Below are 24,409 nucleotides of genomic sequence, written 5' to 3'. Positions count from 1 at the left end.
ACGCCAGCGGGACAACCGGACGGGCGAGGCCGCGGTCAGCCGATGGCGATGGTGAAGATGTGCATCGCCGCCGTGCCGCTGACCGCGCCGTCGCTGATGTCCGGCAGGGTCAGGTACCGCACCGTCTTGCCCGGCTGGAGCGGTATCCCGGCGTAGTACAGGCTCACCTGCTGGTTCTCCCGCCCGCTGCTGTTGTTGAGGTACGGGACCGTGACGGCGATGTCGCCACCGGTCGCCGCGTTGGCCCACCAGTCCGCGAAGCTGACAGTGTGGGACTCGGTGGTGCCGTCGGTGTAGGTCACCGTCGCGGTTCCGGTCGGACTGCCGTAGTCACCGGCGCCGATCAGGCCGAGCGTCCGGCCGGAGCCGGAGATCTCGATGGTCTGCCCGCCGGCAACCCCGCCGGCGACCACGTTGTCCTGGGCGCCGGGCTGAGCGTTCGGCCAGGTGAACGTCAAGCCGTCATGGGTGAACGTGGCACCCGGGGTGAGGCTGGGCGTCGCGTTGGCCAGCGCCTGGGCGGAGAAGCTGGCGCCGCCGCCGTCGAAGTCGCCCGTGCCCGGGCTGGCGTCGTCGCTGATGCCCACGTTGTCGTACGCGGCCGCGAGCGACGGGTACGGCGCATGCGGCAGCAGCAGCGTGGTCGCATCCGTCGAACTGCCCGACCCGTTGGCGGAGGTGAACGTCGCCTGCGCGGACACGTCGAACTTGCCGGGCTGCGCCGAGGCCGGCACGGCGACCTGCCACGTGGTGCTGACCGTCTGCCCGGCGGCCACGGTGGCGAAGGTGGACGGAGAGGTGGCCTGGACGGTCCAGCCGGCGGGCGCGTCGAGCGCCAAGGTCACGTCGCGCAGCGGCTGAGCACCCGTCGGGTTGGGCAGCGTGGTGGTGGCGGTGACGGTGGTGCCCGGTTGCACCTGGGCCGGTGCGCTGAGCGTGAACGGCTGCTTGACCACGACCGGCGTCGAGCCGGTGACCCCGTTGACCGTGACGCTGATGGTCGCGACGCCGGGCGCCACGAGGGTCACCTTGCCGTTCCGGCTCACCTGGGCCACTCGCGGATCGCTGCTGCGGTAGCCGACCTGGGTGTGCGCCAGGTCCACGAAGGACTCGTCGTTGTTCACCGCCTCGACGACGTGGTCGGCCCGGACGTGCTGGGCGACTTGCGCGGTGTCGTCGGCGATCCACGGGTTCCCGCCGGTCAGGTCGATGCTCTGGCCCGGCGCGAACACCACCTGGTCGGGCTGCACGGTGACGTACCGCGTCCTCGGGGTGATGGCCCCGGTGACGTTCACCGTGCTGGCGCCGACGATGTGATCCGCGTCGGTGCCCACGCCGAACCGGTAGGGACCGTCGTGCACCACGTCGCGGTGCTGCGCCTCGTCCCACAACGCCAGATCGCTGATCCGCACCGGGATGGCCAGGTGCTGGGTCTGGCCGGGCTTCAACACGGTCGTCTTCTGGAACCCGGCCAGCCGTTCGCGCGGCAGCTCCACGCCGGGCACGGTGAACGGTGTGGCCACGTACAGCTGGGCGACGGTGGCGCCGGCCGTGCGGCCGGTGTTGGTCACGTCCACGTGCACGGTCACTTGCCCGTCCGCGCTGACCGCCCTGGTGTTGGCGCGCACATGCGAGTAGGCGAAACTGGTGTAGGACAGGCCGTAGCCGAACGGATACGTCGGTGTGCCGGTGAAGTACTGGTAGGTGCGCCCGATGCCGCCGGTCTGGGACGGGGTGAGTCCGTAGTTCTTCATCCCGGGCAGTTGCGCGTCGCCGGCGTACCAGGTGAAGTCCAGCCGCCCGCTGGGATTCTGCTTGCCGAACAACACGTCGGCGAGCGCGGTGCCCTGGCTCTCCCCGTTGTACGCGCTGAACACGATGGCCGGGAAGTCGCCCTTGACGTCGTCGATGGCGACCGGGCCGCCGGCCTGGATCGCCAACGCCGTGCGCGGATTGCCGACCGCGTGGACCTGGTCGATCAGGGAGTCGTAGTTGCCGGGCATGGCGATGGTGGTGCGGTCCTTGCCCTCGGTGGCCACGTTCGTGTCGGTGCCGACGAACACCACGACCAGGTCGGCGGTCTTGATCGCGGCCAGGGTCTGCGCCGAGCAGCTCGCCGTCGTGGTCGCGGCGGTGGACGTGCCGCACGCGTCGAACGTGATCGTGGCCTTCGGGTCGGCCGCCTTGACCGCGGAGGTGATGCCCTGCACCGCGCTCACCTGGAGGGCCGGTTCGCCGGAGTAGTCGCCGAGGGTGACCGTGCCGGCCAGGTCGCCGACGACGACCACGTTGTCCAGCTTCGCCGGATCGGCCGGCAGCAGCGGCGCACCCGTGCCGGGCACCGGATCGTTCTTCAGCAGGGCCAACGAGTTCGCCGCGACCTTCTCGGCCAGCGCCTGGTGTGCGGGGCTCTGGATCTGGTCCTTTGTGATCTTGGTGTAGGCCACCTGGCTCTGCGGGTCGAACTCGCCGGTCTGCATGCGCATGGTGAACAGGTGCACCAGGGCGTCGTCGATCACGCCCTCGGACAGCACCCCGGCCTTGATCGCCTCCTGGATGTTGGCGAGGGTGTCCTCCGCGCCGGTGCAGTTGAGCTGGGTGCCCGCGCGCAGCGCGTACGCCTGGCCGCCGGCGGCGCCGGAAACCTGCTGCCCGGTAACGGTGTTCGTCCACTGCGTCGCGCCGTTGGCGGTCGCGGTGGTCCAGCCCGGCGGCGCCCAGTTGTGGCTGCCCGGCGCATAGACGTCGCCGACCGCGCCGCAGTCGGACGTGGTGTAGCCGTCGAAGCCGTAGGTCCGCTGGGCCAGTTCGTTGGCGGTGTAGGTGTCGGCCGGCGACGGCGTGCCGTTGATCGCGTTGTACGAGGTCATCAGGCCGGACACGTGGGCGTTCTGGATCAGGTCCCGGAACTGCGCGGTGTAGTAGTCACGGAGGTTGGCGTCCGTGGTGTCCGAGGAGTCCGCGTGCCGGTCGTTCTCCACGTCGTTGAGCGCGTAGTGCTTGGCCGTGGCCGCGACCTTGAGGTAGGGCGTCAGCGGCCGGCCGGACGGGGTCTGGCCCTGGTAGCCGTCCACGAACGCGCCGGCCATCCGGCCGACCAGGTACGGGTCCTCGCCGAACCCCTCGTCGGTGCGGCCCCATCGGGGATCGCGGTCCAGGTTCACGGTCGGCGCCCAGTAGGTCAGTGAGCCGTAGCCGTTCTTGTCCGGACCGATGTTGTTCTGCGCCACGCCCCACAGCGACTTGTCCAGCATGCCGCGGGCCTCGTCGGAGATCGCCGTGGTCTCCTGGTAGATCAGATCCGGATCCCACGACATGGTGCTGGCCAGGTTGGTCGGGAAGCTCGTCGCGTGCACGCCGCCGCCGACCGTGCCGTGATCGGTGTTCGCGCCGAGCGTGTTGAGCCCGTGCTGGCCCTCGCTCCAGTACGTGTACTGCTGCACGCCGAGCCGGGGAATGGCCGGCGCGCTGTTGGTGTGCAGTTGCAGCACCTTCTCGGCGAGCGTCATGCGGGAGACGAGGTCCGCGGCCCGCTCCGCGAAGCTGTGGTGGGTGTCGCGGTAGAGCGGCAGCGCGGTCGCGGCCGGCTGCGCCGACGCGGCCGCCCACGTGGACGGGACGAGTGCGGCCGCGGCGAGCAGGGAGGCGGCGACGAGTCGTGCTCGGCGCCGGCCGGGGCGGATCAAGGACATCGGTGCTCCGTCACAGGTGGTCGGTGGCGCTGTCCGGATTGGACTTGGGGGACGTGCCGGTGGTCACCCGAGGGACCATCGCTGGCTGCTCTGGCCGTTGCAGGTCGCCAGGTCGACCAGCGCGCCGTCGGCAGTGGCGCCTCCGACCACGTCCAGGCACAGTCCGGATTGGACTCCGGTGATCGTGCCGTCGGAGTTGACGTTCCACTGCTGGTTGGTCCCTCCGTTGCAGGACCAGGTCTCCACCTTGGTGCCGGGGCTGGTCTGGTTGTCGTAGGCGTCCAGACACAGGGTGGTGCCGTTCATCGTGGCGGTCAGTTGGCCCGAGGACGTGTGGGTCCACGTCTGGTTGGCGCCGCCCCAGCAGGAGTAGATCTGCAACTGGGTCCCCGGCGTCGTCGAGGCGTTCGGCACGTCCAGGCACTTGCCCGCGCCCACCGCGTGCACCGCGCCGGTGGTGCCGCCACCGCCGCCACCACCCCCGCCGGATCCACCCAGGACGATGTTGGAGTTGCCGCTGCTCTGGTAGCCCTCGGTGGCCAGGATCATGTAGTAGTTGAAGCTGCCGAGGTTCATGCCGTGGCTGGCCCAGGCGTCGAAGAAGTTGCCGGTGGTGATGGTTCCACCGGTGCGCCGGGACTGGCGGACGGCCCAGTACTGGTTGAACGTCCGTGTGCCCTCGACCGAGGGGGCGTTGTAGCGCGTCGTCTCGTAGATGTCGTACGTGCCGCCGTCGCTGGTGACCGTGCCCTTGTAGTCGCCGGTTGGCCGGTAGCTGCCCCAGTTGTCGACGATGTAGTACTCGACCAGGGGGTTGGACGTCCAGCCGTAGAGGGAGAGGTAGGCATTGCCGGAGGGGTTGAAGGATCCGGAGTAGTTCACCGTCATGCGTGCGCCGTTGGCCCAGCCGGTGCCGGCGACGAAGTTGTTGACGTTGCTCCACGACGTGCTGTAGTTCCCGCCGGAGCCGAGGGTCATGCAGGCCGATCCGCCGCCCGCGGTCCAGAAGGAGTAGTAGTAGCCGTTGCTGTTCCCGGTCTGGCTCGAACAGATCGTCCCGGCGGCGTTGGCGGTGCCGGGCAGGAAGATCCCCACCAGGGTGAGTGCCACGGCCAACACGATGGTGCAGCCGGCGCTGAGCAGCAGCCTGGCACGGTTGCCGTGCCGTCTGAGTCCGTTGCGGCGGTCGGCATGGACAGGGTGCACGTGCGTGCTCCTTCCTGGTCAGGCTTGGCTGGGGACGGCGCTACGGGCTGGTGCAGCTCGGCGCGGCGGTCGGCGGCGTGCCGTTGGCGAGGAAGCCGAAGGTCGTCGACCCGGCCGCCGGCAGTGCGCCGTTGTACGAGACGTTGGTGATCGACACCGACGAGCCGGTCGCGGTCAGGGTGCCGTTCCACATCTGGCTGATGGTCTGTCCGCTGTCGAGCGTCCAGTGGACCGTCCAGCCGTTGACCGCCGCGCTGCCTGCCGTCACCGTGACTTCGCCCTGGAAACCGCCCTGCCACGAGTTGACCGTCCGATAGGCGGCGCTGCACGCGCCGCTGGGTGGCGGGGTGGTCGACGTGGGCGGTGGGGTGGTGGAGTCGAACTGGGTGAAGAATTTCCAGACTTCGCTGGAGGTCCAGGTGTGCCAGCCGTCGCAGGTGCAGCCGTCGATGGGGCCGGGGTCGTGGCCGGCGCCGTCGAAGGCGGCCCACTCGACGGGGTATCCGGGTTTGCAGCCGGTGTAGGTGGTGGTGATGTGGGTGAGGCTGCCTTGGGTGGGTTCGGGTGGGTTTTGTGGTGTGCAGGCGTTGGTGTGGACGAAGGTGTCGCGGAGTGCGCGTCCGTTGGCGATGGGTAGGACGTTGTCGCGGAGGCCGTGGAGGCCGATGTAGGCGATGGGTTGGGTGCCGCCGTTGCAGCCGCTGAGGTTGGCGCCGGAGTAGACGGCGACGGCGCGGAAGGTGGTGGGGCGGGCGCAGGCTAGGGCGTAGGTCATGGCGCCGCCGTAGCTGAAGCCGGCGGAGAAGAGTTGGGTGGTGTCGACGCAGAGGCCGCCCTCGAGTTGTTTGGTGATGTCGTCGACGAAGGTGATGTCTTGGCCGCCGGGGTTGGCCCAGCCGTTGTTGTTGCCTTGGGGTGCGATGAAGATGGTGGTGTTGCCGGCGGTGTCGGCGAGGCGGCGGAGGCCGTAGTAGGACCAGTTGTAGCCGTCGGTGCCGCCGGAGTCGACGTCGTTGGCGGTGCCGCCGACCCAGTGGAATCCGAAGATGAGTCGGTAGGGGTGGTTGTTGTCGTAGTTGGTGGGGATTCGGAGGATGTAGTTGCGGTTCTGGCCGTTGCTTTGGATGGTGTGTGTGCCGCTGGCCAGGGTGGGGGCCTTGCCGCAGCCGGCGGTTGCCGTGAGGTGGGCGTCGACCGAGGCCGCCGCGGTCATGCCGAGGCCGGTCACCACCAGACCGCCCAGGGCGACGACGAGGGCTGCCAGTAGCGCAACGGGAACGAAAACGGCTTTGTGTCCAGACATCCACACCCTCCGCCGTCCGATGTCGGTTGACGCCGCCCGCTCGGGCGGTTTCGGCTGCTCTGCTCATGCCATGGCAGCCGCTCAGGGAAGTAACACTGATGTGCTGGGATCAGCAGCACTCATGGGTTCTGGTTCGACGTGATTCCGGCCAGGTCGGCCACCATCGATAGCAGCCGGTCCGTCCGGCGGCAAGCAGCCGCCCTGCGACGTCAGCGGCCCGTCCACCAGACAGACGGTCTGGGCGGCACGGAGGTCGGACACGTACGGGTGGGCCGATCGATCACGCTTGTGTAGGGCTCTTCCTGCGGTGATGAGCATGTTTCATCCCGGGCCTGACCCGGCCGATGAGCATGCCGGAGCCGGCCGCGGACGGACCGGACGACAGACTCCTGCTCGTGCGTGTCGTTCGGACGAATCCAATGGCCGCCCTGAAACTTTCAGTTCACGATGCCGGCTCGACCTGGGCTTCGTCGCGGTCGTCCTTGGGCCGCGGCAGGCGCGTGGCTAGCGTCTGCCGCGGTCAGGTCCGCCCGTGGTCCTCCTGCGGCTCGCCGCAAGCCTTTCCGCCGTGGGAGCACGGCGGACTTCCGAAGGAGTGACAGTTCGATGTCCCGAGCATTCCCTCGGCTCCGCGCGTTCGCGGTGGCGCTGGCGGCCGCCGTCGGGGCGGCCCTCGCAGTCACCGCCCCGGCCGCGCACGCCGCCACGACCACCTGTTCCGGCACCGGGACGATCCCGGCCGGGGACTATCTGATTCAGGCCAACGAGTGGAACTCGAGCGCGCAGCAGTGCCTCACCTACACCGGCGGGACCGCGTGGTCGGTGAGCACCGCCAACTTCAACCTCAGCGGCGGCGCGCCGGCCACCTACCCGTCCATCTACAAGGGATGTCACTGGGGCCTGTGCACCGCCAACAGCGGAATGCCCATCCAGGTGAGCAAGCTGGGCAGCGCCACCACGTCGTGGAGCACCGTGCAGCCCGCCTCCGGCGCCTATGACGTCGCCTACGACATCTGGTTCAACTCCACGCCCACCACCACCGGCCAGCCCGACGGCACCGAGGTGATGATCTGGATCAACAGCCGCGGCGGGGTGCAGCCGTTCGGTTCGCAGACCGGCACGTCGGGCGCCGCCGGCATGAACTGGGCGGTGTGGACCGGGCAGCAGACCTCGTGGAAGATCATCTCGTACGTGCTGACGCCGGGCGCCACGGCCGTGTCGAACCTCGACCTCAAGGCGATGATCAACGACGCGGTGGCCCGCGGCTCCATCAACCCCTCCCACTACCTGATCGACGTCGAGGCCGGCTTCGAGATCTGGCAGGGCGGGCAGGGCCTGGCGACGAACAGCTTCTCCGTCTCGACCACGGCCGGCGGCGGCGGGGACACCACCGCGCCCTCCGTGCCGGCGAACGTCGCGGTCACCGGCGTGACGAGTTCCTCGGTCTCCCTGTCGTGGGCGCCGGCCACGGACAACGTCGGCGTGGCCGGGTATCGGGTGTACCGGGACGGCGTCCAGGTCGGCACGCCCACCGGGACCACGTTCACCGACAGCGGGCTGTCCGCCTCGACGCGGCACACCTACACGGTCGCCGCCTACGACGCGGCCGGCAACGTCTCGTCCCAGTCCGCGGGGGTGACCGCCACCACGTCCTCGGGCGGCGGGGGAGGGGGCGGCTGCACGGCGACCTACGCGGTGACCAACCAGTGGGACAGCGGGTTCACCGCCAACGTGACGGTCGCGAACACCGGGACCACCGCCACCACCGGCTGGAAGGTGGCCTGGACGTGGGGCGGCAACCAGCAGATCGCCAGCGTCTGGAACGGTGTGGAGAGCCGCAGCGGCCAGGGCGAGGCCGTCACGAACGCGGGGTACAACGGCGCGATCGCGCCCGGCGGCACCACGTCCTTCGGGTTCCAGGGCAGCTACTCGGGGACCAATGCGTCGCCCACGCTGACCTGCACCGCGTCCTGACGCTCCGGTGGCCCGGCCGGACCGGCCGGGCCACCACAGGGTGCCGCCGCGCGGGGCCGGCCCGCGCGGCGGCTCACCCTCGCCCGATTGCGCGCTCGTGCCCGCCATCGTCGGCCAGTTGGTCAACCCGGTCCTCCCACGGTGCGACAACGTGATCGACATCCTCCCGACGACGTCGAAGATGGCGCTGGCCCGGACAACGGTGCTGATCCTCGGGAAGATGCACCTGTCGCTGGAGTCCACCTTGGGCCTCGCGCCGTACCGGCCGCCTGCTTGGCAGTCCAAGGTGGACACTCGCCCGGCCTGTCGACCGGCCTCTCCGGCGGCCAGGACTGCTTCAACCTGCCGGCCTCGGTGTGGATCTGCGTGGAGCTGTTCGCCGCCGGCGTCGTTCCGCTGGGCTACACCAGGTTCGGCCGAAGCCTCGGTGAAGGTTTCACGCGGGGGATCCGCCGGAATCGCCCGTCACCTCGGGCGATTCCGTGACAGTGTCCCGACGGCTTGACGCCGCGGCGGCGGATGGGTATCGCTGTCGAGGGCCTGCACACTGTCGCGGAAGGAACTTCATGTCCGAGTGGATCGGGGTGCGTGTCCGCGCCGGCGCGATCGCCGTGCTGCTGGCGGTGCTGGGGGCCGTGCTGATCGCGGCGCCGGCACGGGCCGCGACGGTCGCGTTCACCCCGGGCAAGGCATGGCAGGACACCAGTGGCGCCGCACTCCAGTTGCACGGCCTGGGCATCGTGAAGGTCGGCGCCACCTGGTACGGCTTCGGCGAGGACAAGAGCGGCGAGACCTCCGCCGACACGTCGTTCCAGGACATTCCCTGCTACGCAAGCACGGATCTCGCGAACTGGACGCCGCAAGGACGCGCCCTTGTCCGGCAGGCGAGCGGTGACCTCGGTCCGAACCGCGTCGTGGAGCGGCCGAAGGTGCTCTACAACGCCACCACCCGGACGTATGTGATGTACCTGCACATCGACAGTCCGTCCTACGGCGAAGCCAAGGTCGGCGTGGCGACCAGCGGCACACCGTGCGGCCCTTACACCTACCGCGGCAGTTTTCGGCCCCTGGGACAGTTGAGCCGGGACATCGGGCTGTTCCAGGACAGTGACGGCACCGGCTACCTGCTCAGCGAGGACCGCAACAACGGACTGCGCATCGACCGGCTGTCGGCCGACTACCTCTCGGTCGAGGCCGCCGTCGCCGTCCTGCCGGACTACGAAGCACCCGCCATGGTGAAGGACAACGGCCGGTACTATCTGCTCGGCTCGCACCTGACCGGTTGGGGCACCAACGACAACGTGTACTCGACCGCGACCGCACCGAGCGGGCCCTGGGCTCCCTTCCGGCCTGTCGCCCCGGCCGGCACCAACACGTACAACAGCCAGACCGCGAACATCATCCCGGTGCAAGGCGGCGCCGGCACGACCTACGTCTACGCCGGGGACCGGTGGACGACCGGGAATCTCGGGGCGTCCCCGGCGGTCTGGCTGCCGATGACCATCGCCGGCGCCACCGTGACCGTCGGGTGGCAGAACTCCTGGAGCCTCGACCCGGTCGCGGGAACGTGGTCGGCGGGCTCGTCGAACCCGACCGCCGGCACGCGCGCACTTACCAATGCCCATAGCGGCCTGGTCATGGACGTCAGCGACGCGTCGGCCGCCGACGGCGCCAAGGTCATCCAGTGGACCGACCACCAGGCCGGCAACCAGCGCTGGACCCTGACCCAGCGCGCCGGCAACGTCTACACCGTCGTCAACGCCGGCAGCGGCAAGTGCCTCGAGGACCCTGCCGGCTCCACCGCCCAGGGCACCCAACTCGACCAGCGGACCTGCGACGGCAGCGCCGGCCAGCAATGGGCCCTCGACGCCGTCGGCGACTACGCCTCGCCGACCGACACCAGCTACCTGTTCGTCAACCTCGGCAGCGGCTGGGTCGCCGACGTCTCCGGCGGTTCCGCTGACGCCGGCGCTCCCGTCGTCCAGTGGACCACCAACGGCGGCGGCAACCAGACCTGGTCGCTGTCCCGATGACGCGACCGCACTCCTCGGCCCGTCCCCAAGGAGCACTCCGATGCGTCTGACCACGTTCCGCATGCGATCGCGGCTCAGCCGGCTCGCCGTGGCCGCCGTGCTGGCGGTGACGACGGCGCCCGCCTTCGCGCTCGTCACGGCCGCGCCGGCCGAGGCGTTGGGCAACGGCCTGGCGCGGACCCCGCAGCTGGGCTTCAACGACTGGAACGCCTACGGCTGCAACGTCTCCGAATCGCTGATCAAGTCCACCGCGCAGGCCATGCACACCAACGGGATGCAGGCCGCCGGCTACCAGTACGTCAACATCGACGACTGCTGGCTGACCCACAACCGTGACGGCAACGGCAACCTGGTGCCGGACCCGGCAAAGTTCCCGGACGGCATCGCCGGAACCGCGTCCTACGTGCACTCCCTCGGACTCAAGCTCGGCATCTACGAGGACGCCGGCACCGCGACCTGCGCCGGCTACCCGGGCAGCCTCGGCCACGAGCGGCAGGACGCCGCCCTGTTCGCGTCCTGGGGCGTGGACTACCTGAAATACGACAACTGCAACAACACCGGGGTCAGCGCGAAGACCCGGTACACCGCGATGCGGGACGCCCTGGCCGCGAGCGGGCGGCAGATCCTGTTCAGCCTGTGCAACTGGGGCCAGGAGAACGTGTGGACCTGGGGCGCGGGCGTCGGCAACAGTTGGCGCACCACCGGCGATATCAACGCCAGTTTCGGCAGCATGCTGTCGATCTTTCACGCCAACGTCGGCCTGAACGGCTACGCCGGGCCGGGTGGCTGGAACGACCCGGACATGCTGGAGATCGGCAACGGCATGTCGGCCACCGAGGACCGCGCGGAGTTCAGCCTGTGGGCGGAGATGGCGGCGCCACTGATCGCCGGCACCAACATCGCCAGGGCGAGTGCCACAACGCTGGGCATCCTGTCGAACAGGGCTGTCGTCGCGGTCGACCAGGACTCGCTGGGCAGGCAGGGCCGGATGGTGACCTCGTCGAGCGGGCACGACGTGCTGGCCAAGCCGCTGGCCAACGGCGACGTGTCGGTGGTGCTGTTCAACGAGACCGGCTCGACCGCGACCATCTCCACGACGACCGGCGCGGTCGGCAAGACCGGCGCGAGCCGGTATGCGCTGACCGACCTGTGGACCGGCGCGACGTCGAGCACCACCGGCGCCATCAGCGCCTCCGTCCCCGCGCACGGCACGGTGATGCTGCGGGTGGCCAACCAGTGAGCCGTAGCGGGAGGGAACGCCCGAGTGCGCGTTCCCTCCCGACAACGGGGCCGGTCAGTCCTGGTCGAGCTGCCCGGCCGGCCGCACCGGCAGCGCGTTCGGCGAGGTGACTGTGGGCGACGCCGCCAGCTCGGCCCGGGTCAACTCGCTGGACGCCTCCAACCACCAGAGCGACAGCAGCTCCCGGTCGCCGTCGTACACACGGCGCGTGGCCTCGGCGACTTCTCACCGCTGCCCCGACAGTTCCCGCCGCAACAACGTCAGATCCACGAAATAACGTCAGATCCACGAAATCGGGGTCGGATCCGCGACATCGGGTGCCAGTTCACCGACCGACGCATGGGCGGCGCGGCGGCCGTGATCACCTACCTGCGCATACTGATGGCCACGAGCCAGTGCCCGCCCGACGATGTTGTGGCCAGCGGCGGAAAGCCAGCCACCAGCAACACTGTGTCGCCTGTGCGTCGACGGAGGCCCGGCGCCGAAGGTGAGGAGGTCTCTACCGCTGGTTGTCTGCTGCTACCGCTCGGTGCCGGGCACCGGAAGGAGCCGACAACCCGTCGGCCGGAAGGAACCCCAGCCGGTGGGCGGCTGGGGTTCCTCCCCGAGATGGGTTTCGGTCAGGCGGAGTCGGCTAGTGCTGCAACGTCAGCACTCCCGGCCGCCACGGCAGTTGGTCGTAGGGGCCGCCGGCGTTGGGGGACTTGCCCTGGTAGAGGAACTGGAGGTTGCAGGGGTCGATGGTCATGGTCTGGTCCGGGTTGTTGCGGACCAGGTCACCGTGGCTGATGTCGTTGGTCCAGGTGGCGCCGCTGTTGGCCTTGCCCGCGAACGGATTGCTCTCGCTGCTGGCCTGCGGGGTCCACGTGCCGCTCAGGCTGCTGGCCGTGAACGAGCGGAAGTAGCGCCCGTTCGCGCCCATCGCCTCGACGATCATCAGGTACTGGTTCTGGCCCTGGACCTTGTAGACCTGGACCGCCTCGAACAGATTGGCCGTCGAGTCACTCATGACCGTCGTGTACGACGAGCCGAAGCTGCCCGGGAAGTTCCCGATCGGCATGCTCGCCCGGTAGATCTTGCCGTTGTCGCCGGCGAAGAACAGGTACATGTTCGTGCCGTCGCCGATCAGCGTCTGGTCGATCGGCCCGGTGCCGGAGCCGGAGATGCTGCCCGTGAACAGCGGCTGCGGCGCCGACCAGCCATTGGGATTGGTGGGGTCGCTCGACGTGCGGTAGATGAAGGGCCAAGCACCCCACTGGTACGCCAGCACCCAGATGTTCTTCGGCGCGAAGTAGAACAGCGTGGGCGCCACCGTGCCCTGGGGCATGCCGGTCTGGGCGGCCGAGGCCATGTCGGACCAGTTCGTGAAGGGACTGAAGGCCATCGAGCCGTACGACGACCCCGAGACGTTCGACGCGTAGACGATGTGCTTGCCGTTGTAGACGACGTTGGTGAAGTCCTTGAGCGAGACCCACCCGTGCTGCGGCGTCGCCAACACACCCGTCGACGACCAGTGGTAAGTCGATGGAAGAGAGCAGTTGCCGCCTCCGCCGCCCGGCGGCGTGGTCGACAGGCCCGTCCACTTCTGGTTGCTGCCGCCGTTGCACGTCCAGATCTCCACCCCGGTGCCGTTGGCCGTGGCGGCGCCCGTGACATCCAGGCAGAGCCCGGACTGCACCCCGACCACCGTCCCGTCGGAGTTCACCCGCCACTGCTGGTTGGATCCGCCGTTGCAGGTCCAGATCTGCACCGGTGTGCCGGCAGTGGTGGCGTTGCCGGGCACGTCAAGGCACTTGCTGCCGTACACCGTCAACTGGCCCGCGTCCGTCGACGTCCACTGTTGGCTCGCGGCGTTCGAGCAGTCGTCGATCTGCAGGTGGGTGCCGTCGGTCCGGCTGGCGTTCGGCACATCCAGGCATCGACCCGAGCCGACACCCTGCAGTGCGCCGGTGACGTCGGCCAGGGCCGGGCCGGCCCCCAGCATCGCCCCCACCGCGACCATCGCCGCGGTGGCGAGTACGGCGATCAAGGATCGACTCCTGCGGCTGATGCTTCCTCTGTTCATGACGATCTTCTCCCAGTCAGCCGTAGGTCCACTTCTCGTTGCTCCCAGCGAAAGACTGTTATCGCTAACATGTGTCACGCCAACCTCGACGCCGAGAGAAGAGTTGTCAATCCGTGCGCGCCCGGGCCGGGCGGCCTCGCACCTCAAGGCCACAGTCCTCGGTCCACGAAGGACGGGTGGACGGTGAAAGTTACAGGCGTGCGCCGCACCAGCCGGCTGTCCCGGCGTGGACCAGTGGCCGCCGCCGGGCGGCAGGAGTCGTTTGCCGGCAGGGCAAAGGTAGGTCAGTGCGCGGGGTCGACGCGCAGCACGGGCATCGGCGTTTCGGCGGCGCGTTCGGGCAGCCGCACGGTCAGCGCGTGTGGGCCGCGCTCGAACTGCAGCGGCTCCGGGTGGCCGAGCAGCCGGATCGTGCCGATCTCCTGCGGGAACAGCGTCAGGTCCCGACTCAGGGAGCGCACGTCGATCCGGCCGTCCCGCACGCCGCCGAGGGCGGTCACGTACAGGTGTTCCTTGCGTGTGGTGAAGCGCAGGTCCTCAGGCTGGTAGGTGACCTGGCTGCCGTCGGTGAACTGGCCGTCGCTGATCCGGGTCGGCCCCTCGCCGTACACGGTCCAGGGGCGGGAAGCGTAGATCGCCTCTCCGTTGACGGCCAGCCACGCGCCGATCTCGCGGAGCAGCCCGATCTCGTGCTCGGGGATGGCGCCGTCGGCGCGCGGGCCGATGTTGAGCAGCAGGCAGCCGTTCTTGCTGACCGTGTCGACGAGCGTGGCCAGCAGTTCGGCGCCGCTCTTGTAGTCGTGGCTCTCGACATGGCACCACGAATTGCGCGACACGGAGGTGTCCGACTGCCAAGGGTCGGGGCGCAGCGTCGCGCTCACGCCGCGTTCGACGTCGTACACCGCGGTGCCGGGCGCGAACGCGGCGTGTTTGTAGGCCAGGACGGGGCCGCGATCCACGTCGGCCATCCGGTTGTAGTAGAAGGCGGCGAGCCGGGGCAGGTAGGGCTTGAACGCGGGCTGGTGGATCCACCAGTCGAAGTAGAGCAGCTGGGGCTGGTAGCGCTCGACCAGCTCGGCCGTGCGCGCGAGCCAGTCGTCGAGAAAATCCTTGCTGGGCGGCAGTTCCTCGGACTGGGCTGGGCCGTAGAGGTCGGCGTGCCGGCCGGCGCGCACGTCGGAGTCGAAGCGCATGCCGCCGTTGAAGAACCACCAGTGCTCGGCGCGGTGCGAGGACAGCCCGAACACCATCGACTTGGCGCGCACCGCGTCGGCGAGTTCGCCGATCACGTCCCGTTTGGGCCCCATCGCGCTCGCGTTCCACGGGGTGAGGGCCGAGTCGTACATGGCGAACCCGTCGTGGTGTTCTGCCACCGGCACCACGTACTGGGCTCCGGCCTGTCGGAACAGGGCGGCCCACGCGTCCGGGTCGAAGTTCTCACCGGTGAGCAGCGGGATGAAGTCCTTGTAGCCGAACTCGTCCTGCGGTCCGTAGGTGTCTCGGTGGTGGGTGTACTCGGGCTGGTCGGCCAGGTACATGTTGCGCGAGTACCACTCGTTGCGGAACGCCGGGACGCTGTAGGGACCCCAGTGGATGAAGATCCCGAACTTGGCGTCCCGATACCAGTCGGGAACCCGGTAGTCGGCCAGGGATTCCCAGGTCGCGAGGAACGGGCCGGTGGCGACACGCCGGTCGACGACATCGAGGAAATGGGGGACGTCGGCCTTGGTCATGCGGTCTCCTCGAGCGGGCGGTAGTCGAACCAGTCGACGTGGGCGGTGCCTGATGCGGCGTATGCGCCGATGACGCGGCCGGTGAAGCCGCCGGCCACCTCTGTGGACAGATAGCGGCCGTCCAGCGCGGCCAGTTCGGTGAACGAGCCGTCCGCGCCGCACAGGCCGAACACGATCGTGTCGGGTCCCACGCGCGGACCGCCCGGTTCGCGGACCGGGACGATGCGGACCGCCAGGGTGACCGCCGCGTCCGGCTGCGGCACCGCCGCGGCCTGCGCCCGCAGCGAACCCACGCGTGCCAGGACGCGCACCTGGCCCTCGCCGGCCTCGATCTCGTAGTGGTGTTCCTCGTCGAGGCGCACGGCCAGGCCGCCGCGGCCCTCGGCGGTGTCCAGCAGAACGCGCGCCTCGCAGTACAGGTCCTGCTGGCGGCGGCCGACGAAGGTGACGTCCTGTTCGTCCAGTGAGCCGCCCCGGGCACGGAGGGTCAGCCAGCCGGGACGCCGCTCGGTGGTGCAGTCCTCCACTGGCCGCCTGCGGATCGAGATCCAGTGTGGGGCCAGTTGCGAAGTGTCGAAGTCCTCGCGCGCCGGCAGTGGCGCGACCGGGTGCGTCGGCCACGGCGGAACAGGTTGGTCGATGGCCAGTTCGCCGACGACCGGCCAGCCGTCCACCCAGGTCACCGGGGCCAGGAACGTTTCGCGGCCGAGCACGTGCCAGCCGGGGGTGCCACCGCGCGGCCGCACGCCCAGCAGCACCATCCACCACGAGCCGTCGACGGCCTGCACGAGGTCGGCGTGGCCGGTGTTCTGGATCGGGTGATCGGTGCCGCGGTGGGTCAGGACGGGGTTGTCCGGGCACGGTTCGAACGGTCCGCTGGGCGCGGGACCCCGGGCGATCGAGACGGCGTGGCCGCGCTCGGTGCCGCCCTCGGCGATCATCAGGTACCAGTGCTCGCCGATGCGGTGGAGGTGCGGGGCCTCGGGGGCCTTGCCGTCGGGCGTGCCGGACCAGATCCGGCGCGGTTCGTCGAGGGCTCGCCCCGTGTCGGGGTCCAGGCGCAGTTGGGAGACGCCGGCGACGGTGCACCAGCAGGTGCCGTCGGCGTCCCAGGCGAGGTCGGGATCGATGCCGGGGACTCCGGGCAGCGGAATCGGGTCGGACCAGGGGCCGGCCGGGTCGGTCGTGGTGACCAGCAGGTTGCCGCCGCCCGGGGCGACGTTCGTGGTGATCAGCCAGAACCGGCCGTCATGGTGGCGCAGCGTCGGGGCGTAGACACCGGCCGAGGCGGGCGTGCCCACCGGCAGGGGCAGTTGCCCGGGGCGGTCGAGCGCGTTGCCGATCTGGGTCCAGTGCACCAGGTCGCGGCTGTGGAAGATCGGCACGCCGGGGAAGTACTCGAAGCTGGAGCACGCCAGGTAGTAGTCCTCGCCGACGCGGCAGATGCTGGGATCCGGATGCATCCCGGGGATGACGGGATTGGCGAACGTCTCGGCCATCGATCTTCTCTCCGGTCATGGGCGGACCACCGGCGCGCCCGCTGGCGGTCGCGGGCGCGCCGGTGGGGCCGGTGCGGTCAGGGCATTGTTCCGGAGCGGTCCAACGACTACTTCGGGGTCAGTCCACGGTCCTGCAGCCAGGCCAGTTGCACGGCCGGGTTCGACCCGCAGCCGCCGCCGTGGTCCGCGAACGGCCACACGGTCATGGTGCGGTCCGCGCCCGCGTAGTGGTTGTACGCGGCGTAGACGGTCGACGGCGGGCAGATCGGGTCCATGAGGCCGACGCTGAACAACGCCGGCGCCGTCGCGCGGCGGGCGAAGTGCACACCGTCGAAATAGGACAGTGTGGCGAAGGCCGGCTCGACGTTGTGCCGGCTGTGCCAGCGCAGGTACTTGGCCAGTTCCACGTACGGTCCCTCGCCGGTGATCTCCGCCGCGCGGCGGAAGTGGCACAGGAACGGCACGTCCGGCATGACCGCCGCCACCCGACCCGGCGCCAGGCCCGCCACGGCGAGCGCGAGACCGCCGCCCTGGCTGCCGCCCGTGACGATCACCCGGTCGGGGTCCAGGCCGGGCAGGTCGGTAACCGCGTCCACGGCGCGGACGCAGTCGGTCATCAGGCGTCGGTAGTAGTAGTGGTCGGGGGAGTCGATGCCGCGGGTCATGAAGCCCTCGGCCCACTGCGTGCCGTCGCCCTCGGTGCGGTCGGGGGTGTCGTGGCCCTGCCCGCGGCTGTCGACGACGAGCTGGGAGTACCCGGCGGCGGACCAGAGCAGGTGGTCGGTGGGCAGTCCGCGGCCGCCGCTGTAGCCGATGCACGTCACGACGACGGGCAGCGGGCCGTCGGCGTCCCTTGGGCGGAGCAGCCAGGCCGCCACCGGTTCGCCGTTCCAGCCCGGGAAGCGCACGTCCTCCACCTCGACGGTGCGCAACAGGTGCTGGTCGGTGACTCGATCGACCCGCACGGAGCCGTTGTGGGCGCGGGCCTCGGCGAGCGTGCGGTTCCAGAAGGCGTCGAAGTCCTCCGGCGCCGGCAGGTCCGGTCGATAGCGCACGAGTTCGTCCAGGGAGGAGTCGGTCAAAGGCATGGGGGTCCTCAGCGGGCCGAGCGGAACTGGAAGGCGGCGAGTCGGAAGTCGCCGTACAGGGTCAGTCGGAGGTCATGGACGCCAGCCAGCGGCGCCGGGAAGTCGGCGGCCACGGTCGACCACGTGTAGCGGCCGCCGGTCATGGGCACCGAGAGCTCCGCCAGGAGCCGGTCGCCGGTCCTGAACTCCAGGCAGGCCGGGGCCGAGCCGTCGCCCTCCCGGCTGACCTCCGCCTCGATCCGGACCGCGCCGGACAGGTCGACGGAGTGGAACCACAATGTCCCGGCTCCCGTCGCGGCGACCGCGTCACCGGTCTCACGGGTGGCGTCGACGATGGTGATATCCGCGTAGTCGTCGAAGTCGACGCTCGACGTGCGGCGGTCCACGACGCGCCGGGGCGAGGGAGCTGGGCCGATCACCGTGAGCGGCGCCGACAGCATGACGTCGTCGGCGGAGCGGGCCACCACCACTTCGTACGCCCCCGGGTCGACGGTGAAGGCGCCGGTGGCGACGTCCCAGTGGGCCAGCGCCTCGGCCGGCAGGTGGAACGTCAGCTCCTGGCTCTGGCCCGGATCGAGCCGGACCTTGCCGAAGTCGGCCAGCCGCACCCGGGGGGCCTGGTAGCGGGCGTCCAGCGCGCGGACGTGGAGCTGGACGATCTCGCTTCCGGCCCGCGGGCCGGTGTTGGCCAGCGTCACCGAGACGTCGACGGAACCGTTCTGATCGACGGAGGCGCTGGACAGGCGTAGGTCACGGTAGTCGAAGGTGGTGTAGGACAGGCCGTGGCCGAACGGGTAGAGCGGCGTCGCCCGGTGGTACTGGTAGGTCCAGCCCGCCTTGATGACGTCGTAGTCCAGCGGATCCGGCAGCTCGTCGTCGCCCCGGTACCAGGTCTGCGGCAGCCGGCCGCCGGGCTCGGCCTCGCCCAGCAGCACGTCGGCCAGCGCGCGGCCGGATTCCTGCCCGCCGTGGGACATCCACACCACGGCGGGCAGGTGCTCATGCGCCCAGTCCAGGGCGAAGGGGTAGCTGCTCATCACGACCAGCGCTGTGTTCGGCCGGACCTCGGCGACGGCGCGCAGCAGCGCCTCCTGCCCCGCGGGCAGCGCGATGGAGGCGCGGTCCTGTGTCTCGCGGCCGTTGATGAGCGGATGGTTGCCCAGCACGACGATCGCGACGTCGGCCGCCTCGGCGGCCGCCCGCGCCGCCGCGGTGCCGTCGCGCACCAGTTCGCGGTGCCAGCGTTCGGCGTCCTCGCGGGTCTCCGCGGTGACCGTGCCGTCCGCCGCCGCAAACCGTCCGGTCAGGACGCTTTGCAACAGCACGGCGTCGCCGTCGGCCTCCAGACGGAAGGTCTCTCGCACCTCCCAGCTCTTGATCAGCGTTTGGTCGGCGACGAGCGTGTCGTCGCTCTTGAGGCTCAGGTAGCGGCCGGTCTCGGCGTCTCGCAGGGTCAGCGCCGCGCCGCCCCAGTCGGTGATATCGAACGTGCCGAGCAGCGCGCCGCTGGTGTGTGAACGCAGCGCGACGCGGTCGGCGCCTTCGACGAACACCACGTCGTCGAGCGCCGCGCGCAGCCCGTCCACACAGGTGATCCGGTATGGCGGAGTGCCGCTGTACCAGTCCTCGCACAGCATGTCGCCGAGCGGGCCGATCACCGCGACCCGGGGCGCGGCGAGCGGCAGCATGCCGTCGTTGCGCAGCAGCACAACGGATTCGGTCGCCGACCGCCGGGCGAGGTCGCGGTGCTCGGCGCAGTCGATCACCTCCGGGCCGATGCCCGCGTACGGGTCGAGGTCGGGATCGAACTCCCCGAGCCGGAACCGGACCAGCAGCTGCCGTCGCACCGCTCGGTCCACATCGGACTCGTCGATCATGCCCCGCCGCAGTGCCTCGCGCAGCCGACCGATCGGGACGCCGCTGTCCTCGCCGTGGTCGGTGAAACTGTCGATGCCGGCCTTGAGCGCGGCGGCGTGGGACTCGGCGTGGTCGTCGAAGTAGTGCTCGGGGTCGACCAGGTTCGACGGCGCCTCGGCGTCGCTGACCACGAACAGTTCCTCGTCGGACCAGCGGCGCAGCTCGTTGATGAGCGGGCTGACGTGGCAGGGACGGCCGTTGACCAGGTTGTAGGCGGCCATCACGCCGGTCGCGGCGCCGTCGGCGATCACCGGCCGGAAGGCGGCGAGGTCGTACTCGTGCAGCACCCGGGGACGCAGGCTCGACGAGGTGGTGCAGCGGTCGTCCTCGTTGTTGTACGCCAGGAAGTGCTTGAGCACCGGGGCCGTGCGCATGTACTGCGGGTCGTCGCCGGCCAGTCCGCGGCAGTAGGCCGTCGCGAGGCGGGCGGTGTGCACGGGGTCCTCGGAGTAGCCCTCCTCGTTGCGCCCCCAGCGCGGGTCGCGCAGCAGGTTCACCACCGGCGCCCACGCCTGGAGGCTGATCGGCCCGGCGCCGACGGCGGCGCGGCGGTGGTGGTGGAAGGCGCGCTGCTCGACGGCGACCGCCTCGGCGACGGCACGCACCAGTTCCTCGTCCCAGGTCGCGCCGAGGCCCACCGCCTGCGGGAAGAGGGTTGCCTCGCCGAGCCAGGCGACGCCGTGCAGGGCCTCGGTCCCGGTGCGGAACGCACCCAGGCCCAGACGCGGTACCGCCGGCGCGTACTGGTGCAGCATCGCGATCCGCTCGTCGAGCGTGAGCCGTTCGACCAGATCGTCGATGCGCTTGTCCAGTGGGAGCGCCGGGTCGCGGTACGGCAGCCGTTCGGTGGCGGACGCGGACAGGGAAGTCACGTGGCAAACCCCTCGCAGAAGGCCAGAATTCAAGCGGTTCGAACCGTGACATGCGGCTTCGGCCTTGTCAATGTCCTGCACAAGTAGGGATTTTGGACCCATCGAAACGTTTGTCGAAGGCTGAGATGTGGCGCTAGTCTCACCGGCAGTTCAAGCGCTTCGACACTTCAATGGAGAAGGGCCGCCGCCACATGGGCATCGAGTTGAATCGCAGACACTTCCTGAGCGCCGCCGCCTCGGTCGCGGGTCTCGCCGCGGCGGCGCCCCTGCTGTCCGCGTGCAGCGGTAGCGCCAGCCAGACGAGCACTGTGAACACCGCGTCGGGACTCCAGGCGGCGCTGCCCGCCTACGTGCCGAGCACGGCCCTCAAACCGGACTTCCCGTCGATGGCCGGCGGTCCCGACGTGATGACCGATCCCGGTTTCCTCAGCTACCCGGCCAATCCGGTCACCACCGTGTCCGGCGTGCCGGGCCGGGGTGGCAGCTACACGGCGGTCACGCCGCTGTGGGGGACCGTGCCGACCGCGGGGAACTCCTTCTACGAGGCCATGAACAAGGCGCTCGGCGTCACCCTCACGATGAAGCCGGCCGACGGCAACAACTACAACACGATCGTGCCGACCATGACGGCGGCCAGGCAGTTACCGGACTGGATCAACCTGCCGTCCTGGTGGAACTCCAACTTCAACGTCGGCGAACTGGCCGGCTCGCAGCTGGCCGACCTGACGCCGTACCTGGCCGGCGACAAGATCAAGAAGTACCCGAACCTCGCGGCCATTCCCAGCGCCGCCTGGCGCGTCGGGGCCTGGGGCGACAAGCTCTACGGCATCCCCTGTTTCTCCAGCGGCTTCGTCGTCGCCGGCGGCACGTTCTACCGGCGGGACATCCTGGAGTCCAAGGGCATCACCGCCGACCAGGTGCGGTCGGCCGAGGACCTGATGAGCCTGGGTAAGGAGCTGACCGACGCCAAGCGCGGCGTGTGGGCGTTCGGCGACGTCTGGACCTACATGTTCGGGGCCTGGAACCTGCCGTTCAAGTGGGCGATCGACAACGGCAAGCTGGTGAACAAGTACGAGCTGCCGGCCTTCCTGGACGCGCTGGACTGGCACTACAAGCTGGCGACCTCCGGCTACATGCACCCGGACACGCTGGCCGGCGACAACGCCAACAGCGGCACCCGCTTCTACGCCGGCAAGGAGCTGATCCAGGGCGGCGGCATGGGCGCGTGGGTGCTCGCCGACTACCAGTCCGGCGTCGCGGCGAACCCGAACTACCGGCGCGGCGCGTTCAACGTCATCACCGCCGACGGCAAGGGCACGCCCCGGACGTCCATGGGCGCCTCCAGCTCCATGATCAGCTACCTCAACGCCAACCTGAAGCCCGCGCAGATCGAGGAGCTGCTGTCGGTCGCGAACTACCTGGCCGCGCCCTACGGCTCCGCCGAGTACACGATGGCCAACTTCGGCGTCGAGGGGGTGCACTACACCCGACAGAACGGCGTGCCGACCTTCACCGACGAAGGCAAGAAGAACGTCCAGGCGACGACCTTCCCGTTCCTGGCGTCCCCGCGGTCGGTGATCAGCAACCCCGGCGGGGACGTCGTCACCAAGGACTACACCGCCTGGCAGACCGCCAACGTGAAGAGCCTGACCAAGCCGGTGTTCTGGAACATGAACATCAGCATGCCGCAGTGGGCGGCCACGGCCGACGCCGGGCAGGCCGTCGAGGACACGATCAAGGACTGCTACCACGGCAAGAAGAAGGTGTCCGACGTGCAGGCCGCGATCGCGAGCTGGAAGTCCAGCGGGGGCGACCGGCTCACCCAGTGGATGACCGACAACGTGCTGAACAAGTACGGTACCGGCCAGTGACCACCACGAGCGTCGGCCGACCGCGGCTGAGTTGGCTGGTCCGACTGCGGCGGGACCGCTCGCTGCTGCTGATGACCGTGCCGGCGGTGGCGCTGCTGGTGGTGTTCAACTACGTGCCGCTGTTCGGGTTGCTCACCGCGTTCCAGGACTACGACCCGCTGGTCGGCGTCTGGCACAGCGACTGGGTCGGCCTCGACCAGTTCCGCCAGCTGCTCGGCGACCCGCTGTTCTGGGAGTCGACGGTCAACACGCTCTACCTCAGCTTCGTCCAGCTGGTGCTGTTCTTCCCCATCCCGATCGCGCTGGCCCTGCTGCTGAACTCGGTGCTGTCCGAGCGGCTGCGCAACTTCGTGCAGTCCGTGGTGTACCTGCCGCACTTCTTCTCGTGGGTGCTGGCCATCACCGTCTTCCAGCAGATGCTCGGCGGCGCCGGCGTGCTCAACCAGTTCCTGCGCACGCACGACATCGGCACCTGGGACATCATGACCAACCCGCACACCTTCGCGCTGCTGGTCACGTCCCAGGCGATCTGGAAGGAGGCCGGCTGGAGCATCATCGTGTTCCTGGCCGCGCTGGCCGCCATCAACACCGACCTGTACGAGGCGGCCGCGGCCGACGGCGCCGGGCGGTGGCGGCGGCTGTGGCACATCACGCTGCCGGGCCTGCGCGGCGTGATCGTGCTGATGCTGGTGCTGCGCCTGGGCAACGCGCTGTCGGTGGGCTTCGAGCAGTTCCTGATCCAGCGCGACGCGGTCGGCCACGACACCGCGGACGTGCTCGACACGTTCTCCTTCTACTACGGCATCGCCACCGGCAACTACAGCTACGGCGCCGCGGCGGGCCTGTTCAAGAGCATCATCTCGCTGTTGCTGATCTGGGGAGCGAACCGGCTGGCGCACGCCTTCGGGGAAGACGGGTTGTACCGACGATGACGAACGCACTCACGATCGACCGTGCCCCCGCGGCCGCCGCCACGTCGCGTGCCGCCAGCCGGCGGGCGAGGCGGACGGCCCGCCCGACCTGGGAGGAACCGCCGACACCGGCCGGCCAGGCGGCCAAGGGTCTGACGCTGGCCGGCATGCTCGCGGTGATCCTGGTGCCGCTGTGGATCATCGTGGTGACCAGCCTGTCCGACCCCGGTGCGGTCAACCGGGCCGGTGGGCTGGTGATCTGGCCGGACGGGCTGACCTTGGAGGCGTACCGGGAGATGCTGGGCGACTCGACGGTGCGCACGTCGCTGCTGGTCAGCCTCGGCATCACCCTGGTCGGCACGGCCGTGTCGATGGTGGTGTCGGTGCTGTGCGCCTACGGCCTGTCCCGGTCGCGGTCGTTCGGCCACCGGTTCGTGCTGGTGCTGCTGATCGTCACGATGTTCGTCAACGGCGGCCTGATCCCCACCTTCCTGGTGGTCACCGGGCTGGGCGGCTACGACCAGTGGTGGGCGCTGATCCTGCCCAGCGCGGTGTCGGTGTTCAACATCCTGGTGCTGCGGTCGTTCTACTCGAGCACCTCGGTCGACCTGATCGACGCGGCCCGGATCGACGGCGCGGGGGAGTGGCGGACGCTGTGGTCGGTGGTGCTGCCCACGTCGCGGGCGGTGACCGCGGTGATCGCGCTGTTCTACGCCGTGGGCTACTGGAACTCGTTCTTCAACGTGATGCTGTACATGCCGACCGACAGCGCGAAGTGGCCGTTGCAGTACGTGCTGTACACCTATGTCAACCGGGGCAACGGCCTGCCGGGCTCGGTCAACGCCGGCTTCGGCACCACGCACGCCCAGACCGCGCCGCTATCGCTGCAGATGGCGGTGGTGGTGCTGACCCTGGTGCCGCTGCTGATCGTGTATCCGTTCGTGCAGAAGCACTTCCGCACCGGCGTACTCACCGGCGCGATCAAGGGCTGAGAGAAAACAGGAG

General features: G+C 69.7%; 15 protein-coding genes. 6 read left to right on the top strand and 9 right to left on the bottom strand.

Translation table 11 applies throughout. The annotated features are described in order from the left end of the window. Positions 1 to 35: 35 nt before the first annotated feature. From BCF44_RS51630 to BCF44_RS51620, 3 genes are all read right to left on the bottom strand, one after another. The gene (locus BCF44_RS51630; RefSeq protein ID WP_116181957.1) at positions 36 to 3,692 is read right to left on the bottom strand and encodes a glycoside hydrolase family 3 C-terminal domain-containing protein; all 3,657 of its coding nucleotides are present in this window, start codon (positions 3,690 to 3,692) and stop codon (positions 36 to 38) included. Between the two features lie 63 nt (positions 3,693 to 3,755). Then, a complete protein-coding gene (locus BCF44_RS51625) occupies positions 3,756 to 4,898 on the bottom strand; it encodes a glycoside hydrolase family 11 protein (RefSeq protein ID WP_116181956.1) in 1,143 nt (380 codons plus the stop codon). A gap of 40 nt (positions 4,899 to 4,938) precedes the next feature. Beyond that, positions 4,939 to 6,111: a CE1 family esterase gene (locus BCF44_RS51620; RefSeq protein WP_379800138.1), complete on the bottom strand. Its 1,173-nt coding sequence runs from the start codon at positions 6,109 to 6,111 to the stop codon at positions 4,939 to 4,941. 696 nt (positions 6,112 to 6,807) lie between these two features. On the opposite strand from BCF44_RS51620, the gene BCF44_RS51615 reads away from it, so the two are divergent. The 3 genes from BCF44_RS51615 to BCF44_RS51600 all read left to right on the top strand — a co-directional run bounded on the left by BCF44_RS51615 (position 6,808) and on the right by BCF44_RS51600 (position 11,448). Then, on the top strand, positions 6,808 to 8,175 hold the full coding sequence (locus BCF44_RS51615; RefSeq protein ID WP_116181954.1) for a GH12 family glycosyl hydrolase domain-containing protein: 1,368 nt from the start codon (positions 6,808 to 6,810) through the stop codon (positions 8,173 to 8,175). Positions 8,176 to 8,741: 566 nt separating this feature from the next. Beyond that, positions 8,742 to 10,208, top strand: coding sequence for an RICIN domain-containing protein (locus BCF44_RS51605; RefSeq protein WP_116181952.1), 1,467 nt, complete (start codon positions 8,742 to 8,744; stop codon positions 10,206 to 10,208). A 40-nt stretch (positions 10,209 to 10,248) separates the two neighbouring features. After that, positions 10,249 to 11,448 (top strand): glycoside hydrolase family 27 protein, encoded by a 1,200-nt coding sequence (locus tag BCF44_RS51600; RefSeq protein ID WP_116181951.1) that lies wholly within the window; start codon positions 10,249 to 10,251, stop codon positions 11,446 to 11,448. Positions 11,449 to 11,502: 54 nt separating this feature from the next. Here BCF44_RS51600 and BCF44_RS57150 read toward each other — a convergent pair whose 3' ends face one another. The 6 genes from BCF44_RS57150 to BCF44_RS51570 form a co-directional block, all read right to left on the bottom strand. Further along, positions 11,503 to 11,649: a hypothetical protein gene (locus BCF44_RS57150; protein WP_211353644.1), complete on the bottom strand. Its 147-nt coding sequence runs from the start codon at positions 11,647 to 11,649 to the stop codon at positions 11,503 to 11,505. Between the two features lie 433 nt (positions 11,650 to 12,082). Next, positions 12,083 to 13,513: a non-reducing end alpha-L-arabinofuranosidase family hydrolase gene (locus tag BCF44_RS51590; RefSeq protein WP_116181950.1), complete on the bottom strand. Its 1,431-nt coding sequence runs from the start codon at positions 13,511 to 13,513 to the stop codon at positions 12,083 to 12,085. Between the two features lie 284 nt (positions 13,514 to 13,797). Continuing rightward, the gene (locus tag BCF44_RS51585) at positions 13,798 to 15,246 is read right to left on the bottom strand and encodes an alpha-L-fucosidase (RefSeq protein ID WP_116181949.1); all 1,449 of its coding nucleotides are present in this window, start codon (positions 15,244 to 15,246) and stop codon (positions 13,798 to 13,800) included. Beyond that, positions 15,243 to 16,745 (bottom strand): glycoside hydrolase family 43 protein, encoded by a 1,503-nt coding sequence (locus BCF44_RS51580; protein WP_116181948.1) that lies wholly within the window; start codon positions 16,743 to 16,745, stop codon positions 15,243 to 15,245. The genes BCF44_RS51585 and BCF44_RS51580 overlap by 4 nt, the downstream gene beginning before the upstream one ends. Positions 16,746 to 16,852: 107 nt before the next feature. Beyond that, positions 16,853 to 17,833, bottom strand: a complete 981-nt coding sequence (locus tag BCF44_RS51575; protein WP_116181947.1) for an acetylxylan esterase — start codon at positions 17,831 to 17,833, stop codon at positions 16,853 to 16,855. Positions 17,834 to 17,841: 8 nt separating this feature from the next. After that, the gene (locus BCF44_RS51570) at positions 17,842 to 20,622 is read right to left on the bottom strand and encodes a glycoside hydrolase family 3 protein (RefSeq protein ID WP_211353643.1); all 2,781 of its coding nucleotides are present in this window, start codon (positions 20,620 to 20,622) and stop codon (positions 17,842 to 17,844) included. Positions 20,623 to 20,813: 191 nt separating this feature from the next. Between BCF44_RS51570 and BCF44_RS51565 the strand changes: the two genes are divergently transcribed. The 3 genes from BCF44_RS51565 to BCF44_RS51555 are packed head-to-tail and all read left to right on the top strand — an operon-like array spanning position 20,814 to position 24,396. Then, on the top strand, positions 20,814 to 22,493 hold the full coding sequence (locus BCF44_RS51565; RefSeq protein ID WP_147329011.1) for an ABC transporter substrate-binding protein: 1,680 nt from the start codon (positions 20,814 to 20,816) through the stop codon (positions 22,491 to 22,493). Further along, positions 22,490 to 23,425 (top strand): ABC transporter permease, encoded by a 936-nt coding sequence (locus BCF44_RS51560; protein ID WP_246016297.1) that lies wholly within the window; start codon positions 22,490 to 22,492, stop codon positions 23,423 to 23,425. Before BCF44_RS51565 ends, BCF44_RS51560 begins: the two co-directional genes overlap by 4 nt. Further along, positions 23,422 to 24,396, top strand: a complete 975-nt coding sequence (locus BCF44_RS51555; protein ID WP_116181944.1) for a carbohydrate ABC transporter permease — start codon at positions 23,422 to 23,424, stop codon at positions 24,394 to 24,396. The genes BCF44_RS51560 and BCF44_RS51555 overlap by 4 nt, the downstream gene beginning before the upstream one ends. Positions 24,397 to 24,409 lie beyond the last annotated feature (13 nt).

Source organism: Kutzneria buriramensis (assembly GCF_003387475.1).
GTDB classification, from domain to species: Bacteria; Actinomycetota; Actinomycetes; order Mycobacteriales; family Pseudonocardiaceae; genus Kutzneria; species Kutzneria buriramensis.
The sequence above is the reverse complement of the archived record's forward strand: the minus strand, read 5'-3'. Positions and strand labels throughout refer to the sequence as shown.

What these genes read in the sequence shown, in the direction of transcription:
- BCF44_RS51605 (WP_116181952.1), top strand. Translation starts at nt 8,742, where the DNA reads ATGTCCGAGTGGATCGGGGTGCGTGTCCGCGCCGGCGCGATCGCCGTG.
- BCF44_RS51555 (WP_116181944.1), top strand. Translation starts at nt 23,422, where the DNA reads ATGACGAACGCACTCACGATCGACCGTGCCCCCGCGGCCGCCGCCACG.
- BCF44_RS51615 (WP_116181954.1), top strand. Translation starts at nt 6,808, where the DNA reads ATGTCCCGAGCATTCCCTCGGCTCCGCGCGTTCGCGGTGGCGCTGGCG.
- BCF44_RS51585 (WP_116181949.1), bottom strand. Translation starts at nt 15,246, where the DNA reads ATGACCAAGGCCGACGTCCCCCATTTCCTCGATGTCGTCGACCGGCGT.
- BCF44_RS51600 (WP_116181951.1), top strand. Translation starts at nt 10,249, where the DNA reads ATGCGTCTGACCACGTTCCGCATGCGATCGCGGCTCAGCCGGCTCGCC.
- BCF44_RS51620 (WP_379800138.1), bottom strand. Translation starts at nt 6,111, where the DNA reads ATGACCGCGGCGGCCTCGGTCGACGCCCACCTCACGGCAACCGCCGGC.
- BCF44_RS51590 (WP_116181950.1), bottom strand. Translation starts at nt 13,513, where the DNA reads ATGAACAGAGGAAGCATCAGCCGCAGGAGTCGATCCTTGATCGCCGTA.
- BCF44_RS51565 (WP_147329011.1), top strand. Translation starts at nt 20,814, where the DNA reads ATGGGCATCGAGTTGAATCGCAGACACTTCCTGAGCGCCGCCGCCTCG.
- BCF44_RS51575 (WP_116181947.1), bottom strand. Translation starts at nt 17,833, where the DNA reads ATGCCTTTGACCGACTCCTCCCTGGACGAACTCGTGCGCTATCGACCG.
- BCF44_RS51630 (WP_116181957.1), bottom strand. Translation starts at nt 3,692, where the DNA reads ATGTCCTTGATCCGCCCCGGCCGGCGCCGAGCACGACTCGTCGCCGCC.
- BCF44_RS51580 (WP_116181948.1), bottom strand. Translation starts at nt 16,745, where the DNA reads ATGGCCGAGACGTTCGCCAATCCCGTCATCCCCGGGATGCATCCGGAT.